Genomic DNA, 16645 nt, shown 5'->3' with positions numbered 1-16645 from the left:
CCGGCACGCGGAGGGCGGGCCCCCGGACCGGGGACCCGCCTCCCGCACGGCCGGCCGCCACCGGCGGCAGCGGCGCGTCAGTGCGCGCTGATCTGCTGGAGTGCCGCGCCCTGGTAGCGGGCGCCGGCGTTCCAGAGGATGAAGGAGTTCATCCGGTTCGCCTCGGCCGCCTTGATCTGCGCGGCCACCTCGGCCGGCCCGTAGGTGCTGCCCATGGAGAAGTCCTGCAGCCACGGGACGATCTCGGTCTGCGTGCCCTTCGCCTGGCGGGCGAAGTCGGCCAGCGAACGCTGCACGATCGCGTACGGGGAGGTGTCGGGCTGGGCGACGCCGTACTCCCCCGGCGCCCAGTGGGACGGGTAGACCATCGGCGCGATGTAGTCGGTGACCTTGACGAGGGCGGCGATGTCCTGCGCGATCTCCGTGGGCCGGGTCGCGGCGATGCCGAACACCGACACCCCGAGGTACTTGCCGTGCGGACGCAGCGCGGTCCGGGTGTCGGCGACGAACGAGGTGATGGACTGCTCGGGCGTGGCCGTGCCGATGCCCGGGAAGCGCATCTGCGACAGCGGGCCGTCCGGCCGGCGCACGTAGTCGTAGAGGACGTCGTCGAAGCCCAGCCGGGCCGCTTCGACGGCGAGGTCCTGGTTGTACTTGCGGACCACGGGGTCGGCGAAGTTGGTGAAGGACAGGGCGCCGTAGTGGCCGCCGTCGTAGGGCTGTCCGGACGGGGTCAGGACCAGCTGGTCCTGCTTGCCGGCCTTCCAGGAGGCCGCCGCGAGCTTGGGGTCGCGGAAGGCCACGATGCGGCCGATGACCTGGGCGCCGGCGGCGTGGATCTCGGCGATCGCCTTGCGGGCGTCGTAGTAGCCCCTGGCCGCGCCGATCTGCCGGGCCAGCGGCACCTGGGAGGCGTAGCCGACCTCCCCGTCCTCGTCCTTGACATCCAGTTCGACCGCGTTGAGCTTGCCGCTGCGGACCAGGGCGAGGACGCCGCCGCGCAGCGTCTCGTCGCCCCAGCCGATGGCCGTGATGTGCGCGGCCCGGACCATGGGACGGCGGCCCCGGGCGGACACGTCCTTCGTGGTGGTGTTCCCGGCGCGGTCCACCGCCGTGACCGTGACGACGGGTGTGCCCTTCGGCACCGTGACCCTGAAGGCGCCGGCCCGGTCGAGGGAGACCTTCTTCCCGTTGACGCTCACTTCGGCGTCGGTCGAGGCGGTGCCGGTGATGGTCACGGGAGCCGCCGCGTCCTTGATCTCGGGGGCGGCCACCTTCAGCTCGGGCGGCGTGGTGTCCACGCTGAAGCCCACGACCTGGCGGCGCGAGGCGAAGGGGAGGCTGCTGCCGCCGGCCACCACCAGGGTGTGGCGGCCCTCCTTGAGCTGCGGGAGGCCGAGTCTCAGGCGGGTGCCCTCGGCGGTGAGGGGAACCGCCGCGCCGTCCAGGGTGGCGTGCAGCTTCTTCCCGCCGTCGAGTGCCCCCGCGGCGAGGTAGGCGCTCATCTGGGCCGCGGCGCGGCCGCCGAGGACGGCACCGTCGCTCACGCCCTCGATGCCGGGACCGGGCGCCAGGAACGTCCAGGCGCCGACGCCGGCCCCGGCCAGGGCGAGCGCCCCGGCCGTCGCTATGAGGACGCCCCGGCGGGCCGGACGGCGGTGGCGGGAGGAGGAGCCGGAGTACGGTATGCGGGTGCGGGACATCGCGACGTCCTTAGGGCCGGGGGGTGCGGGCGGATGCTGTCTCCATTCATTGCCGCTGCGCGGGCCGGCCTCCGCACGGCGCCGACATTTCACGCGAACGGCCGCGAACGGCCCCGGCGCGGCGGCTACGCCGTGCAGGGGACAGTGCGGTATGCGGGCTCCCGTAGCCGGTAGGTATGGCGCGACACATCCGCCGTCGAGAGGCCTCCGATGCGCCACCCGCTCGTCCCGCTCGGCGCCCTGGCGGGCGCCGCCGCCCTGCTCGCCACCGGCTGTTCCCCGGGTTCGCCGCCGGCCGCCGGACAGCCCCGCGCGGCCTCGTCGCCGGCGGCCGCCCCCGTCGCCGTGAAGGGCCCGGCCGAGGTCGGCGCCAACGAACTGGGCCAGGTACCGGTGCTGATGTACCACCAGCTCACCGAGAAGCCGGCGAGCGTCTACGACCGCACCCCGGCCGACTTCCGGGCCGAGCTGGAGCGCCTCGCGCGGGAGGACTACGTGCCGGTGACCGCGCGTGACTTCCAGACGGGCCGCATCGACATCCCGGCCGGCACGCACCCGGTGGTGCTCACGTTCGACGACTCGACCAACAGCCAGGTGCGGCTCGGCGCGGACGGCGCCCCGGCTCCGGACACCGCCGTCGCCATCCTGGCGGAGACGGCGAGGAAGCACCCGGCGTTCAAGCCGGCGGCGACCTTCTTCGTCAACGCGGACGCCTTCTCCGCCACAGGCTCCGCCAAGGCCCTGACCTGGCTCAAGGACCACGGGTACGAGGTCGCCAACCACACCGACCGCCACGAGAACCTGCGTTCCCTGGACCAGGCGGGCGCCGCGCGGGCGATCACGGCCGGCCAGCGGGCCATCGAGAAGGCCGCGCCCGGGACGCGGGTCACCTCGCTCGCCCTGCCCTTCGGTGCCATGCCCGAACCGGCCGGGGTCGCCGCGCGGGGGACGGGATACCGCTACGACGGGGTGTACCTCGTGGGCTCCAACCCGTCGGTCTCGCCGTTCGCGAAGTCCTTCACGCCCGGGGCCATCCCCCGGATCCGCTCGGCGGGGCCGAAGGACGAGGACGCCGAGTTCGGCTCCTCGCGCTGGCTGGACAAGCTCGCCGCGGGGAAGAACCGGTACGTCTCGGACGGGGACCCCGCCACGGTCGCCTTCCCGCGCGCCGCGCAGAACGAGCTGTCGCCGGCCTTCGCGCAGCGGGCCCGGCCGTACTGAGCCGCGGCCGGCCGCCGGGTGACGGCCGCCGGGTGACGGGTCAGCCGCGCACGTGCAGCCCGAACCCCGAGCGGCCGGCGGGCTCCAGACCCTCCTTCAGGTGCAGGGAGGGGATCTCGTAGTCGCCGAAGTTCTGCCGCCGGAACGCGATCGGCTCGGTCGACTCCAGGGTGAGCAGGCGCTCCTCCCAGGCCCTGGCGATGGCCGGGTAGTCCTCGTCGGTCAGCCGGTCCGTGCCGTACAGCACGAACGGCGGCAGCACCTCGATGCCCGGGTAGTACAGGATCCCGTGCTGGACGGGGAACAGCAGGTCGTCGATGGGGCCGTTGATGCCGCGGGCGGAGTAGTGCGCCTGCGGGCCGCCGACGGTCACCGACAGCAGGGCCCTCCTGCCCGCGAGGGTGCCCTCGCCGAAGCGCTCGCCGTACTTCGTCCCGCTGTGCTCGCCGACCCCGTAGGCGAAGCGGTAGGTGAACACCCGGTCCACCCAGCCCTTGAGGATCGCGGGCATCGAGTACCACCACAGCGGGAACTGGAAGACGACCGTGTCGGCCCAGAGCAGCTTCTCCTGCTCGGCGAGGACGTCGGGGGTGAGCGCCCCGGCCTCGAAGGCCCGCCCCGAGTCGAGGGCCACCCTCAGCGGACTGGAGGCGTGGGGGCCGTAGTCGGCCGCGTCCACGACGGCCTTCCAGCCCATGGCGTACAGATCGCTCACCCGTACCTCGTGCCCCGCGTTCTCCAGCGTGGACACGGCGAGGTCCTTCAGCGCGCTGTTGAGCGACTTCGGCTCCGGGTGGGCATGGACGATGAGCGTCTTCACGGGAACTCCTTCGGATCGGTTGCCTCCGATCCTGGAGGCCGCGGCGCCCGGTGTTCAGGGACGCCCCTTCCGTAGGACGGGACTTCCTGGTATCGGCAGGGCCACCCTCGCGGGCGGCGCGGCGGCCATACTGGGCGCATGGACGATCTCGCGGGCTTCCTGCGGACCCGGCGCGCCCGGGTCGACCCGGCGGCGGCCGGCATTCCCGCCGACAGCCGTCGCCGGGTCGAGGGGCTGCGCCGCGAGGAGGTCGCGCACCTGTCCGGGGTCAGCGTCGACTACTACGTGCGCCTGGAGCAGGGCCGTGCGACCCAGCCCTCCGAGCAGGTCCTGGATGCCCTCGCGCGCGTCCTCGTCCTCGACGAGACCGAGCGCGGGCACCTCCACCGGCTGGCCCGACGGCCCCGGCGCCGCGCGCGGACGCCGGGCGGCCGGGTCCGGCCGGAGGTGCTGCGCGTGCTCGGCCTGGTGGCCGGCGCACCCGCGCTGATCATGGACCACCGGCTGGACGTGCTCGCCGGGAACCGGCTCGCCGGGCTCCTGTTCGGCCGGCCGCTGCCGGGCCTGAACATCGCCCGGCATCTCTTCCTGGAGGAGGGCGAGCAGGGTCTCTACGCGGAGTGGGAGACCTGCACCCTCGACGTGGTCGGCCACCTGCGCCTGGCCGCCGGCCGCTACCCCGAGGACCCCCGCCTGGCCTCGCTCGTCGGGGAGCTGGCGATGGGCAGCGAGCGCTTCCGCCGCCTCTGGGCCCGTGCGGACGTGCGCGCCCGCACGCACGGGCGCAAGGCGTACCGGCACCCGCTGGTGGGCCCGCTGGAGCTGCACCAGGAGAACTTCGCACTGCCCGAGGCCCCGGGCATGGAGCTGCTGGTGCTGTCCGCCGCACCCGGCAGCCCCGCCGAGGACGGGCTGCGCCTGCTCGCGGGCCTGGGCGCGGAGGGAGACGAGGTCCGTCGCGGTGCGGAGACCGGGACGACGGACCCGGTCCGCTAGTCCTGCCGTGGACCCGCGCCGTCGCCGGGCGGCGGCGTCTCAGGGCTATCGCGCCGGCGGACGGCGAGGGCGGCGATGTCGTCGTCGAGGCTGCCCCTGCTGTGGCGCAGGAGGTCGCGGTGCAGGGCCGTGAGGAGGTCGCGGGGAGGTGTGGGGGACTTCCGGCTCATCCAGTCCGCCAGCGGGAAGAACTCGCCGTCGCGGGCCCGGGTCTCGGCGATCCCGTCGGTGTAGAGGAGCAACAGGTCGCCGGGGGCGAAGTCGAAACCGTCGACGTAGTAGTGACTGCCGATCAGCTCGGCGAGGCTGAGCAGGGGCGAGGGGGTGCCGGGGTCCAGGACGCGCAGTCCGTCGCGGCTCAGGAGCATGGGCGGCGGGTGCCCGCAGTTGAGGATGTCGATCCGGCCTCCCCCGTGCGGGATCTGGGCGAGCAGGGCGGTGGCGAACCGCTCCATCGGCCCGTCGGGGGGGAAGGCGGCGTTGTAGCGGGTGCTGCTGGCGTCCAGCCGGCGGGCGACGTCGATCATGTCGGCCTCGTCGTAGGCCGCCTCCCGGAAGGCGTTCACGATCGCCGCGGCCGCCCCCACCGCGGGCAGGCCCTTGCCCCGCACGTCCCCGATGAGCAGCCTGACCCCGTACGGCGTGTCGACCACCTCGTAGAAGTCCCCGCCGATGCGGGCCTCCGCCGCGGCCGCGAGGTACAGCGACTCGATCTCGACGTCGCCCAGGCGGCGCGGCAGGGGGCTCAGCACCACCTGCTGCGCCGCCTCGGCGACGAGCCGCACCTGGAAGAGGGTGCGCTCCCGCTGGAGCCGCAGGTGGCTCCCGTACGCGGCGGCCACGGTGACCGCGATGATCCCGGCGGCCGTCCACCACGTCCCCAGGTCGGGGAAGACGAGGCTGAGGCCGATCATCAGGAGGAGGCAGACCGTGCCGAGCAGGACGGTGGGGAGGACCGGCCACATGGCGGCGGCCAGGGCCGGCGCCGCGGGCAGCAGGCGGCTGAACGCCATCTCCGGCGGAGTGGCGTACGCCAGGCTGGCGATCACGACGGTGAGAAGGACCGGCGACAGCCGCACGAACCACCCCCGGCCGGGGCGCCGGTGCAGCCGCGGCCGTCCTGACTCGATCACACTTTTCAGGATATCCGCGCGCCGTGGGCACAGCGCGCTCTGACGGACCCGTCCGGCTCCCCGCCCCGGGGGCCGGACGGGACACGGCGGGCCCCCGCGGGCGCCTGCCGGCGGCTTCCCCGCGGGCGCCTGCCCCTCAGGGGCGGAAGCGCAGAGGGTGATCGGCGGGCACCTCCACGACGGCGATCCCTACGCCGTCGGGGTCGGCGATCCACATCTCGATCAGCCCCCAGGGCTCCCGCAGCGGCGGCCGCAGTACTTCGGCTCCCCGCTCCCGCAGCTCCCGGTGGGCCGCCTCCACGTCCTCCACCTGGAGCCACAGCCGCAGCCCGGGCGCGGGCGGCGCGTCGGCCCGGCCCGACAGCTCCAGGAACCCGCCGCCGAGGAAGTAGACCGTGCCGCGCTCGGGGCCGGTACCGAACTCCCGGTGGACGGCGAGGCCGAGGGTGCCGCCGTAGAAGGTGCGGGAGCGCTCGGGATCGGTGGGGCTCAGCAGGATCCTGCTGCCCAGTACGCAAACCATGCCCCCACTGTGCCGCTCCGGGCGCCGGCCCGTGGGTGGAAGCGCGCATTCCGGCGGTACGCGGCGGTCCGCGGGCCGGGGCCGGGGGCCGCCTCCGGACGGTGCGGGCACCTGTGAGAGGGTCGGGCCCGGTTCGGGCAGGGCGGTGCGGGAGGCAACGTGGACACGGCAGTGGTGCTCGTGGCGGACGACGACGTCGCCATCCGGCGTTCGCTGGAGCGCGGGCTGCGGCTGAGCGGTTTCGCCGTCGTCCTCGCCGAGGACGGGCCGGGCGCCCTCGCGGCGGTGGACGCACGGACCCCCGACGTGCTCGTCTTGGACGTGTCCATGCCGGGGCTGACCGGTACGGAGGTGTGCCGGAGCCTGCGCGCACGCGGCGACGAGACGCCCGTCCTGATGCTGTCGGCCCTGGACGAACTGGCCGACCGGGTCGCCGGGCTCCAGGCCGGCGCCGACGACTACCTCGTCAAGCCCTTCGCCCTGGAGGAGCTGGTGCTGCGCCTGCACGCCCTGCTGCGGCGCAGCCCGGCGCGCGGCGGGCGGGACGTGCTGCGCGCCGGGCCACTGGAGATGGACCAGGCGACCCGCCAGGTGCGCCACGGCGGGACCGAGGTCCACCTCACCCGGCGGGAGTTCGAGCTGCTGGCCGCACTGGTGCGCAACGCGGGCATCGTCCTGACCCGCGACCAGCTGCTGGACCGGGTGTGGGGCTACGACTTCGAGGTGCGCACCGACGCGGTGGACACCTTCGTCAGTTACCTGCGCCGCAAGCTGGAGGAGGGCGGACGGCCCCGGCTGATCCACACGGTGCGCGGGGTCGGGTTCGTGCTGCGGGAGCCCTCCGCGGGGAGCGGATCGTGAAGCTCGCCACCCGGATCGCACTCTCGGTCACCGTGGTCATGCCGCTGCTGGTGCTGGCCGCAGGTCTGCTCGTGCTCGGACTGGTCAGCCGCGACCTGCGCCAGCAGCAGGACGCACGGCTGCGCGACCGGGCCGAGGCCGTGCTGCCCGACGCCCGGGCCCTGCTGGCCGCCGACCGCAACGGCCGGCCGAAAGCGGAGCAGAACCAGCACCGCAAGGTGCTCGGCGACGTCCTCGACGCGGGCATCCGGGTGCGCGGCGCGGACGGGACGACCGTCCTGGAGGGCGGTCCGCAGCCCGACGCGGCGGTGCGGCTGCCCGACCGGACGCCGGACGGCCCGCTCACAGTGCGCGCCAAGGGCCACGCCTGGCGGGTGCTGAGCGTGCCCGTGACCGGCACCGCGCCCGGGAACCTGTGGATCTTCACCCCGGCCTCCTCCACCGACCCGCAGGTCGCCGCCGTGCGCCGGCGGGTGCTGCTCGTGGCCCTGCTGGCCGCCCCCGTGTCCGGGCTCCTCGCGTACGGGCTGGCCGGCCGGGCCACCGCCTCCGTACGGCGGCTGAGCGGGCGTGCCGCCGCACTGGACCCGGCGGCCGGGGCGGCGGCCTTCGCCGGCCCGCCGGCGAACATCTCCGAGGTCGACGAACTGTCCGCCGCCATCGGCCAGCTCCTCACCCGCTACGACGAGCAGGCGGCGCGGACCGCGCAGGCGCTGGAGACCGCCCGGTCCTTCTCCTCCGCCGCCTCGCACGAGCTGCGCACGCCGCTGATGAGCATGCAGACGGACCTGGACGTTCTCGCCGCCCACCCCGACCTCTCCCCCGGTGAACGGGCCGAGGTGGTGCGTGACCTGCGCAGCGACCACGCCCGGCTGCTCGAACTGCTGGGGGCGCTGCGGATGCTCGCGCTCGGCGATCTGGTGGAGGTCTCCGCCTTCGCTCCGCTCGACCTGTGCGAGCTGGTGGACGCCGCCGCCGGCGAGGCGGCCCGGCGGCACGGCGGGGAGGGGCTGGAGCTGGACGTGGAGCTGCCCGCAGAGCTGCGGGTGTTCGGCTGGGACTCCGGCCTGAAGATCATGCTCGACAACCTGCTGCGCAACGCGGTGATCCACGGCCACCGGCCGGGCGAGCCGCCCCGGGTCACCGTCCGGCTGCGCGCGGAGGGCAGCTCCGCCGTGCTGACGGTGGACGACGAGGGGCCCGGGGTGCCGCCCGACGAGCACGAGGCGGTCTTCCACCGGTTCCACCACCGGCCCGGCAGCCCCGGCTCCGGCCTGGGGCTCACCCTGGTGGCCCAGCAGGCCGCGCTGCACCGCGGCACGGTCGTCCTGGCGGGGGCCCCCGGCGGCTCCGGCGCGCGCTTCGAGGTGCGGCTGCCCCTGGCCGCGGACGACGAGCCCACGCTGCGGCTGCCCGTACGGCGCGACTGGATCTCCCGGCGCGACTGAGGGCGGGCCGGGGTGCCCGCCCGGCCGCCCGGAGGGGTCCCGCGCGACGGTCCGGAGGGGTCCCGCGCCACCGGCCCGGACGGGCGTCGCGCCACCGGCCCGGACGGGCGTCGCGCCACCGGCCCGGACGGGCGTCGCGCCACCGGCCCGGACGGGCGTCGCGCGGCCAGCCCGGAGGGGTGGCGTGCGGCTGGTCCGGAGGGGTGGCGTGCGGCTGGTCCGGAGGGGTGGCGTGCGGCTGGTCCGGAGGTCACAAGGAATCCACAAAAACGCTCCCTAGCGTCCTGTCCGGCCGGCGCGCCCACGCGCCGGTCCGTCGCACCGAAGGGGAATCCACCATGCTCGCGAACCGTAGGACCGCCGCCGCGATCGGCGCCGTCGCCCTGGCCGGTGCGCTGCTGTCCGCCGGGCCCGCCCAGGCCGACAGCACCTCGCCGAGCCCCGCCGCATCCGCGAAGTCCGCGCCGAAGGGCGACGGCGCGAAGTCGATCTGCAAGCACCTGCCGAAGACCGAGGCCCGGATCAACGCCGCCCTCACCCGGCTGAACGGCGACGCCACCGTCGGGGGCTCGATCGCCCGCCTGGAGCAGCGCGTCACGGAGGCGAAGAACGCCGGTCACACCGAGGTCCAGACGTACCTCAACGACCGTCTGACGTTCCGCAAGAGCCTGGTGCCGACCCTGCAGAAGCGGCAGGCGGACCTGAAGGCCGTCTCCACCTGGTGCACCGCGCAGGGCTCCAAGTGAGGTCCGGCCGCGGCGCGGCCGCACTCGCCGCCCTGGCCGCCGGGGCCGTCCTGCTGCTGACCGGCTGCGGGGGCGGCGCGGCCGCCCACCCGAAGGCGGAGCAGTCGGCGGGCGCCGACGGCCAGGCCGCGGACATGCAGGCGAAGCTGGACGCCGCCGAGAGCGCGGCCTCGCAGGCGGACGTGGACGCCTCACAGAACAACTGACCCGCCCTGTGCCGTGACGGCCCGCCCGGAGACTCCCGGGCGGGCCGTCGGCGCTGCCGGGCCCTTCCGCCCGGCCGGAGCCCCCGCCCCCGGACCGGCGCGCGCGCCGTACGGCGGGCCCGCCGTCCTCCGAAAGGGGTCCGGGGGGCCGTCCCGCGGAGCGCCTGCGCGCCGCGGCCGGTCCCGTCCCCTTGCATGGAGGGCCCGTCCCCCACCGGAACAGGCGGCTCCATGACCTCCGACCCGTCCGCCCGGCTCGCCCGCCGCAGCCTGGTCCTCGCCGCGCTGACGCTCGGGTCCGCCGGACTCCTGCCCTCCGCCGCCGCCTCCGCGGCCGGCGCCGCCGCAGCGGGGTCCGGGCGTCGGGACGGCGCCGCGGTGCCCCGGATCACCGACTGCGACGGCTGGGGCGCCCGCGAGGCGTCCGAGCCGGTCGTGGTCCTCGGCGCCCGCCCCGAGCGGATCATCGTGCACCACACGGCCACGGCCAATGTGAGCGACTACTCGCAGCAGCGGGCCCACGCGCTGGCCCGGGCGATCCAGACGTACCACATGGACATGCAGGGCTGGATCGACACCGGCCAGCACTTCACCGTCAGCCGGGGAGCCTTCGTCCTGGAGGGCCGCCACGACAGCCTGGCCGCGCTGGGCGCCGGGGACCGGATGGTGCGGGGCGCGCACTGCGTCGGGCAGAACAGCATGGCCATCGGCATCGAGAACGAGGGCACCTACATGACGGAGGAGCCCCCCGCGGCGCAGTTCTCCGCCCTCGCCGACCTGTGCGCCCACGTCTGCCGCCAGTACGGGGTGCCCGCCTCCGAGATCTACGGGCACCGGGACTTCAACAGCACCTCCTGCCCCGGCGACATGCTCTACGCGATGCTGCCGAAGCTGCGCCAGGAGGTGGCCCGGCGGGTCGGCGGCGACCAGACCGCGTCGCTGCCGCGCCGGCCCCTGCGGCGGCCGCCCCACTGGGCCGCGGACCCGGCGGCCCTCACGGAATACCTTCCCGCGGGTCTCCTCGACGCGCTACGGACGCGCTGACGCCCGGATGTGGGCCTCCAGGCCCTATGGGGCCTGGAGTTGACAACGTTTCAGTTGCGGTACCAAGCCAATCCGGCGAGAAAGCTTCCGGAGCAGTGCGACATGTGCAATTTTACATGTCACATGTCAACAGCCGTGTCCTGATTGCGCGGCACCACGGCCCCGGAGGCCCCCACAGATGCATCCCTTCCGGATATCGAAGACCGGCGCGCGCCGGCTTCCCGTACTCGGCGCAGCCGTCTTCATCGCACTCGGCCTGTTCTCACCACCGAGCCAGGCCGCCTCCGCCGGCGCCGCGTCCCCGGCCGGCACCCCCGCACGGGTCGGCGCGGCCCCGGCGCCGCGGTCGATCCCGGTGCCCAGGTCGCCCGACGCGATGAAGAACGGATCGCGCCTGCGGATCTCCCCGCAGGACGGCACCGAGGAGTCCCGTCCGGCTCCCGCCCCCGCCGTCCAGCCGGCCAAGGCCGCGAAGGACGGCCGGCAGCCCTCGGCCACCGCCGCTGCCGGCGACTGCTCCGACCTCTCCGGCGTGATCAACGCCACGGGCGGCGCGCTGGTCCAGCGGCTGAAGGCCCTCCCCCGGATCACCTGCACCTACCCGCTGTTCGGCCTCACCGGCGAGGACGCCCGCAAGACCTTCCGCGAAGCCCAGATGGTGACCGTCGCCAACGCCCTGCGCGACGCCTCCGCCGGCTACGCGGGCGACAACAGGGCCGCCATCGGACAGCTGGTGCTGTTCCTGCGCGCCGGCTACTACGTGCAGGACAACCACGCCGACGTCGTCGGCGACTACGGCACGGCGCTGGACGGCGCGGCGCTCGGCGCGCTGGACGCCTTCTTCGCCTCCCCGCACAGCAAGGACGTCACCGACGCCAACGGCGAGATCCTCAACGAGGTCGTCACGCTGATCGACAGCACCCACGCGGCCGGCCGCTACGCCGGTGTCGTCAAGTGGCTGCTCGGCAGCTACGACGGCACCTGGCCCGGCCAGATGGACCTCGCCATGCAGCACGTCGAGTGGGTCGTCGACAACGGCTTCAAGGCCAAGGACGACGGCCGCGGCTGGCGGGCCGCACTCAAGGCCGACCCCGCCATCCTCGACACCTGGGCCGGATTCATCACGCGCAACGGCGCCCAGATCAACCGCCTGGACGTCATCAGCAACGTCGGCCGCCACCTCGGCCACGCGCTCGACATACCCGAGCTCAAGGACCGGCTCCGGCCGCTGCTGAACGACCTGATCAACCGCTACCCGAACGTCGGCCCCACGGCCCCGATCACCATGAACCTGGGCTGGTACACGCGCCAGTACGACCGGAACAACTGCGCGGCGTACGCCATCTGCGACCTGGGCGCACGCGTGCTGCCCTCGGTCCTGCCGACCCAGCACACCTGTACCCCCGGCCTGAAGATCCGCGCCCAGGACATGTCCCCCGACCAGCTGGCCGGCACCTGTACCAGCCTGGTCAACCAGGACGCCTACTTCCACCGGATCATCGGCGACAAGGGCGCGATACCCGGCGACCTGAACACCGACCTCGAGGTCGTCGTCTTCGACGACTACACCCAGTACGCGCTCTACGCCTGGGCCATCTACGACATCGACGTCGACAACGGCGGCATGTACGAGGAGGGCAACCCGGCCACCCCCGGCAACCAGGCCCGCTTCATCGCCCACGAGGCCAGCTGGCTGCGCCCGCAGTTCCAGATCTGGAACCTCAACCACGAGTACACCCACTACCTCGACGGCCGCTACGACATGGCGGGCGACTTCGACGCGAGCCTGGCCACGCCGACCATCTGGTGGGTCGAGGGCATCGCCGAGAACATCTCCTACGGCTACCGGGGTGAGCGCAACGCCGACGCCATCGCCGAGGCCGCCAAGAACACCTACCGGCTCAGTGAGCTGTTCGACACCGTCTACAACCAGGACGGGGACCCCTCGGTCAACTCCGACCGGGTCTACCGCTGGGGCTTCCTCGCGGTCCGCTACATGCTCCAGGCGCACCGATCCGACGTCGAGACCGTGCTCGCCAAGTACCGCGCCGGCGACTGGAACGGCGCCCGCGCCTTCCTGAAGCAGACCATCGGCACCGGCTACGACGCCGGCTTCGCCGCCTGGCTGACGACCAGCTGCGCGACCGACGGCTGCGGCCCGCTGCCGGACGCCCCGTCCACCCCGCTCTGCACCCTCGCCGATCCCCGCCAGTTCGACGGCAACTGCCGCCGGGACGGCCTCGCGGCCTCCGCCGGCAACTACAGCTACCACTTCGTGTACCTGCCAGCCGGCGTCAAGCGGCTGACCATCACCAGCAGCGGCGGCACCGGCAACGCCGACCTGTACTACGGCGGCGGCAGCTGGGCCACCACCGCCAGCTACCGGGCGAAGTCCGCCAACGCCGGCAACGGCGAGACGCTGACGGTCGACAACCCGCCGTCCGGCTGGGTCTACTTCAGCCTCGCCGCCGCACAGGACTTCAGCGGGGTCAGCGTCTCCACGCACACCGAGTGACCCCGCACACCGGGGCCGACCGGTAGCCGTCGTCACCTCCGCCGGGCCCTCCCCCCGCCCCGGGGGAGGGCCCGGCGGGTAGGCCCCGTCAGCGGGGCCGGGCGCGCTCGGGCGGCGGATCGTCGGCCGGGCACAGACCGAGTATGTCGAGCAGCATCCTCAGGTCCTCGCTGTCGGCGGCACGGGCGGCGACGGCCCGGCGGGCCGCGCCCCGGTCCGCGGTACCCGTGCGGGCGAGCAGGGACGGCTCCTCGCAGGCGAAGGGATCCTTCATCCCACCGATGCCACCAGCTCCGCGGCCGATCCGCAGCCGGGGCAGCTCCATCTGGCCCGCACCCGCACCCGCCCCCCCTCACTCCGGCCGGCCCCGCGGCGGCGCTCTCCGGCGGCCGCCGCCCGCCCTGTGCCGGCGGGCGGCCCTACGCGCGGGCCGGGTCGGGTTCGGGCTCGTTGAGCTCGGCGATCAGGGCGTTGCGGCCGACCAGCATCTCCGTGAGGATCCGGCGCGCGGCGCGCAGGAGTTCGGCGACGTCGCCGCCGGCGAGGGCGTAGGTGACCGTCGATCCCTCACGGGTGGAGACGACGATGCCCGAGCGGCGCAGGACGCCGAGCTGCTGCGAGAGGTTGGAGGCTTCCACGTCGATCTCGGCCAGCAGGTCCCGTACGGGCATCGGGCCGTCCTGGAGGAGTTCCAGTACCCGGATGCGGACCGGGTGGCCGAGCATCCGGAAGAACTCGGCCTTGGCCTGGTACAGCGGGACCTGCATGCGCACGACACTCCTGTTCTTCCTCGAACCGGCTCCGGCTCGGACGGGGACCACCACCTCACCCATCGTGGCGTCCAGCCGGCCCACGCGGAACCGATGTTGACCGGTTTCACATGTTCCGAGTTGAAGACTTCTTCAACTCGTGGGCATGCGTGGGCCCGACGGACGCCGCTGCTAGACCTCCAGATCGGCTTCGATGCGGCTGAGCTGGTGCCGGGCCATCGCCAGGTTCGACCTGCCCCGGTCCAGGACCAGGTAGAGGAAGAGCCCGCCGCCGGTGCGGCCGCGCCGGATCCGGATCAGGTGGTACTGACCGCCGAGGGTGATCAGCAGGTCCTCGATCTCGTCCTGGATTCCGAGCATCTCCATCGTGCGCAGCTTGGCACGGATGACGTCGGTGTTGCCGGCGGCCGCCACCATCAGGTCCAGGTCCTTGCCGCCGCCGAGCGTGCCCAGGGCCATCCCGCTGGCGTAGTCCACCAGCGCCACTCCCAGGGCCCCCTCGATCGAGGTCATCGCTTCCTTCAGCGAGACTTCCACATTCGCCATGGCTGTCCTCCGTCGGTGTCATGTGCCGGGCGCGGCACGGGTCTTGCGTTCTTCCGTAACCGGACGCTACCGATCGCGCCGCCGCGTACGGCGCGATCTCCGGAATTGGCGCGATCCCGCCCCTGTCACGCTGCGTAGGCGGCCGGCTCGCGCAGGTGCGCGGCCGCGGTGCGCCAGGCGTCGGTGACGGCAGCGTGCGCCTGGCGGGTGCGGGCGTCGGCGTCGCCGGTCAGTTCCAGCGGGTGTCCGACGTGGACGTGCAGCCGCGGCCGCCTCAGCGGGGCGGTGACCAGGCCGGCCAGCTGTTTGGCGGCACCCCCGGAGGTGACCCGCCGCGCCCCGGCCTGGCCCACGGGGACAACGGGCGCGCCGGTGCGGGCGACGAGCCGGGCGAGCCCGCTACGGAAGGCCAGGGGCGCGGCTTCGGCGGCGTCGCGGCGGGAGGGGATGCCGCCTTCGGCGTACAGGAGCACCGAGCGGCCCGCCGCCAGTGCCGACGCGGCGTGGTCGAGGGCTTCGGCGGCCCGCCGGTGCCCCCGGCGGACGGGGATGTGGCCCTCGCGGACGAGCAGGCGTCCGAGGACCGGGGTGCGCCACAGGCCGGCGGCGGCCATGACGACGGGTTCGACACCACAGCGGCGCAGGGCGGCGAGGACCACGGCGGGATCGGCGAGGGAGGTGTGGTTGGCGACGATGACGCTGCCGGGCGGGACCCGGACGTCGGGCGCGGTGGTGACGCGGACCCGCCCCAGGACGGGGACCAGGAGGTGGGCGAGGCGGCTGAGCATGGCGTTCTTCCCCGTTCGTGACGGCGGCTGCGGCGGCTCCCCCAGCCTCGCCGACGCCGTCCCGAGCCGCCTGAGTCCTCGTACTCACATTTCCCGGGTGGCGCTACCCAGAGGTACTCGCACGTGCCGGGCCGGGCCGGGACCGCCTGTCCCGCGCGGTGCGGATCGCGGGACGGGCGGGGGCCTCGGTCGCGGACCGGGTCAGGAGACGCGCTTGAGGGTCCAGGCGTTGTTGTTGAAGCCGGAGTTCGGGAAGGCGACGCAGGAGCTCGAGTAGTACGAGCTGGTCTGGACCCAGCCGGTGGGGTAGTAGGCGGAGCCGCAGGCCTGGACGACGGTGCCTATGGGCAGGCCGGTGAGCTGCTTGATCTGCTTGATGTTCGGGGCGAAGTCCTGGCCGCCACAGGTGTTGCTGTAGCCCCAGCTGACGTCGACGTAGCCCGCCGGCGTGGCGGTGCTCGCGCAGGTGGTGGTCACATCGCCGGGGGCCGCCTGGGCGGGGGCGGCGGTGAGGGCGAACATCGCGGCGGCACCGGCGACGGCCATGGCGGTGGTACGCAAACGGGTCATGAGGGGCTCCTTGGCGGCGAAATGGGCCAACGGGAAACGGCAGCACATTCCTACGGCCTCTCCGCCCACCGTGACAGCCGGTTTCCGGCCTCAAGGATCACGCCAGTCCGGCGGAACCCCCGGCTCAGGCCGGCTCCCCGCCGGCGTCCTGAAGGGCCCGGACCCTTCTGGCGACGACCGCGGCCGCCCCGGCGGCGCTCGCGGTGAACGCCAGCAGGAGCATCCACCGCTGGTCGAAGGTGTGGCCGGTGGCGTGGTCCAGGGAGTAGCGGCCCGCGCCCGCGAGGCCGATGGCCGCGGCGGTGAAGCCGAGGAACGCCGGGTACTCGAATCCGCCCTCCTGGGCGAAGAACCCGGCCGGGGCGTGGACGGACACCGCACCCGCCATGGCACCCGCCGCCGCGGCGCCGGCCGCCGGGGTGGCCAGGCCCAGGACCAGCAGGGCCCCGCCGCCCGTCTCACCGAGTCCCGCGGCCAGGGCGCTGCGCCGGCCCGGGGTGAAGCCCATGTGCTCCATCGCGGCCGCCGTCCTGTCCAGGCCGCCGCCGCCGCCGAACCAGCCGAACAGCTTCTGCGTGCCATGGGCCATGAGCACGGCCCCGGTTCCGGCGCGGAGGGCCAGCAACGCGAGGTCACGTCGGTTGATGCAGGTCATCGAGTCTCCCGGGGACGAGGGGCGGTACCGGGAACATCCGTATCCCGTCCGGGCGGCGCCGCCCCGCGCCCCGGCGTACGTCCGCCGAACGGGCGAGCCC

At 74.1% G+C, this 16645-nt stretch carries 18 protein-coding genes; 8 read left to right on the top strand and 10 right to left on the bottom strand.

Features of this window, described 5'->3' with window-relative positions:
* Nucleotides 1-77: 77 nt before the first annotated feature.
* The gene (locus ACFY15_RS10585) at nucleotides 78-1703 is read right to left on the bottom strand and encodes a putative glycoside hydrolase (RefSeq protein WP_390825344.1); all 1626 of its coding nucleotides are present in this window, start codon (nucleotides 1701-1703) and stop codon (nucleotides 78-80) included.
* A gap of 210 nt (nucleotides 1704-1913) precedes the next feature.
* Here ACFY15_RS10585 and ACFY15_RS10580 point away from each other — a divergent pair, with 210 nt between their 5' ends.
* Nucleotides 1914-2924 (top strand): polysaccharide deacetylase family protein, encoded by a 1011-nt coding sequence (locus tag ACFY15_RS10580; protein ID WP_390691171.1) that lies wholly within the window; start codon nucleotides 1914-1916, stop codon nucleotides 2922-2924.
* A gap of 40 nt (nucleotides 2925-2964) precedes the next feature.
* Here the strand turns inward: ACFY15_RS10580 and ACFY15_RS10575 are convergent, their stop codons facing one another.
* The gene (locus tag ACFY15_RS10575; protein ID WP_390691172.1) at nucleotides 2965-3744 is read right to left on the bottom strand and encodes an NAD(P)H-dependent oxidoreductase; all 780 of its coding nucleotides are present in this window, start codon (nucleotides 3742-3744) and stop codon (nucleotides 2965-2967) included.
* Nucleotides 3745-3882: 138 nt separating this feature from the next.
* On the opposite strand from ACFY15_RS10575, the gene ACFY15_RS10570 reads away from it, so the two are divergent.
* Nucleotides 3883-4740, top strand: coding sequence for a helix-turn-helix transcriptional regulator (locus tag ACFY15_RS10570; RefSeq protein WP_390691173.1), 858 nt, complete (start codon nucleotides 3883-3885; stop codon nucleotides 4738-4740).
* Here ACFY15_RS10570 and ACFY15_RS10565 read toward each other — a convergent pair.
* Entirely contained in the window at nucleotides 4737-5873 is a 1137-nt protein-coding gene (locus ACFY15_RS10565; protein WP_390691174.1) for a PP2C family protein-serine/threonine phosphatase, read from the bottom strand. The two genes, ACFY15_RS10570 and ACFY15_RS10565, sit on opposite strands and share 4 nt — an antisense overlap.
* 136 nt (nucleotides 5874-6009) lie before the next feature.
* Nucleotides 6010-6396 (bottom strand): VOC family protein, encoded by a 387-nt coding sequence (locus ACFY15_RS10560; protein WP_390691175.1) that lies wholly within the window; start codon nucleotides 6394-6396, stop codon nucleotides 6010-6012.
* A 159-nt stretch (nucleotides 6397-6555) separates the two neighbouring features.
* Here ACFY15_RS10560 and ACFY15_RS10555 point away from each other — a divergent pair, with 159 nt between their 5' ends.
* The 6 genes from ACFY15_RS10555 to ACFY15_RS10530 all read left to right on the top strand — a co-directional run bounded on the left by ACFY15_RS10555 (nucleotide 6556) and on the right by ACFY15_RS10530 (nucleotide 13216).
* Complete coding sequence (locus tag ACFY15_RS10555; protein WP_390691176.1) at nucleotides 6556-7257, top strand: response regulator transcription factor; 702 nt, start codon at nucleotides 6556-6558, stop codon at nucleotides 7255-7257.
* On the top strand, nucleotides 7254-8705 hold the full coding sequence (locus ACFY15_RS10550; protein ID WP_390691177.1) for a sensor histidine kinase: 1452 nt from the start codon (nucleotides 7254-7256) through the stop codon (nucleotides 8703-8705). Before ACFY15_RS10555 ends, ACFY15_RS10550 begins: the two co-directional genes overlap by 4 nt.
* Nucleotides 8706-9043: 338 nt before the next feature.
* Nucleotides 9044-9451 (top strand): hypothetical protein, encoded by a 408-nt coding sequence (locus ACFY15_RS10545; protein WP_390691178.1) that lies wholly within the window; start codon nucleotides 9044-9046, stop codon nucleotides 9449-9451.
* Nucleotides 9448-9657 carry a hypothetical protein gene (locus tag ACFY15_RS10540; protein WP_390691179.1) on the top strand — a complete coding sequence of 70 codons (210 nt, stop codon included), beginning with the start codon at nucleotides 9448-9450 and terminating at the stop codon, nucleotides 9655-9657. Before ACFY15_RS10545 ends, ACFY15_RS10540 begins: the two co-directional genes overlap by 4 nt.
* Before the next feature lie 231 nt (nucleotides 9658-9888).
* Nucleotides 9889-10701 carry a peptidoglycan recognition family protein gene (locus ACFY15_RS10535; protein WP_390691180.1) on the top strand — a complete coding sequence of 271 codons (813 nt, stop codon included), beginning with the start codon at nucleotides 9889-9891 and terminating at the stop codon, nucleotides 10699-10701.
* A gap of 178 nt (nucleotides 10702-10879) precedes the next feature.
* Nucleotides 10880-13216 carry a collagenase gene (locus ACFY15_RS10530; RefSeq protein WP_390691181.1) on the top strand — a complete coding sequence of 779 codons (2337 nt, stop codon included), beginning with the start codon at nucleotides 10880-10882 and terminating at the stop codon, nucleotides 13214-13216.
* 88 nt (nucleotides 13217-13304) lie between these two features.
* Here the strand turns inward: ACFY15_RS10530 and ACFY15_RS10525 are convergent, their stop codons facing one another.
* The 6 genes from ACFY15_RS10525 to ACFY15_RS10500 all read right to left on the bottom strand — a co-directional run bounded on the left by ACFY15_RS10525 (nucleotide 13305) and on the right by ACFY15_RS10500 (nucleotide 16545).
* Complete coding sequence (locus ACFY15_RS10525; protein ID WP_390691182.1) at nucleotides 13305-13490, bottom strand: hypothetical protein; 186 nt, start codon at nucleotides 13488-13490, stop codon at nucleotides 13305-13307.
* 145 nt (nucleotides 13491-13635) lie between these two features.
* Entirely contained in the window at nucleotides 13636-13983 is a 348-nt protein-coding gene (locus ACFY15_RS10520) for an ArsR/SmtB family transcription factor (protein ID WP_390691183.1), read from the bottom strand.
* Between the two features lie 174 nt (nucleotides 13984-14157).
* Nucleotides 14158-14532, bottom strand: coding sequence for a hypothetical protein (locus ACFY15_RS10515; protein ID WP_390691184.1), 375 nt, complete (start codon nucleotides 14530-14532; stop codon nucleotides 14158-14160).
* A 125-nt stretch (nucleotides 14533-14657) separates the two neighbouring features.
* Nucleotides 14658-15320, bottom strand: coding sequence for a lysophospholipid acyltransferase family protein (locus ACFY15_RS10510; RefSeq protein ID WP_390691185.1), 663 nt, complete (start codon nucleotides 15318-15320; stop codon nucleotides 14658-14660).
* A gap of 201 nt (nucleotides 15321-15521) precedes the next feature.
* Entirely contained in the window at nucleotides 15522-15890 is a 369-nt protein-coding gene (locus ACFY15_RS10505) for a hypothetical protein (protein WP_390691186.1), read from the bottom strand.
* Between the two features lie 124 nt (nucleotides 15891-16014).
* Nucleotides 16015-16545 carry a DoxX family protein gene (locus tag ACFY15_RS10500; RefSeq protein ID WP_390691187.1) on the bottom strand — a complete coding sequence of 177 codons (531 nt, stop codon included), beginning with the start codon at nucleotides 16543-16545 and terminating at the stop codon, nucleotides 16015-16017.
* Nucleotides 16546-16645 lie beyond the last annotated feature (100 nt).

It is taken from the genome of Streptomyces sp. NPDC001373 (assembly GCF_042895815.1).
In the GTDB taxonomy this organism is placed as follows: domain Bacteria; phylum Actinomycetota; class Actinomycetes; order Streptomycetales; family Streptomycetaceae; genus Streptomyces.
The sequence above is the reverse complement of the archived record's forward strand: the minus strand, read 5'-3'. Positions and strand labels throughout refer to the sequence as shown.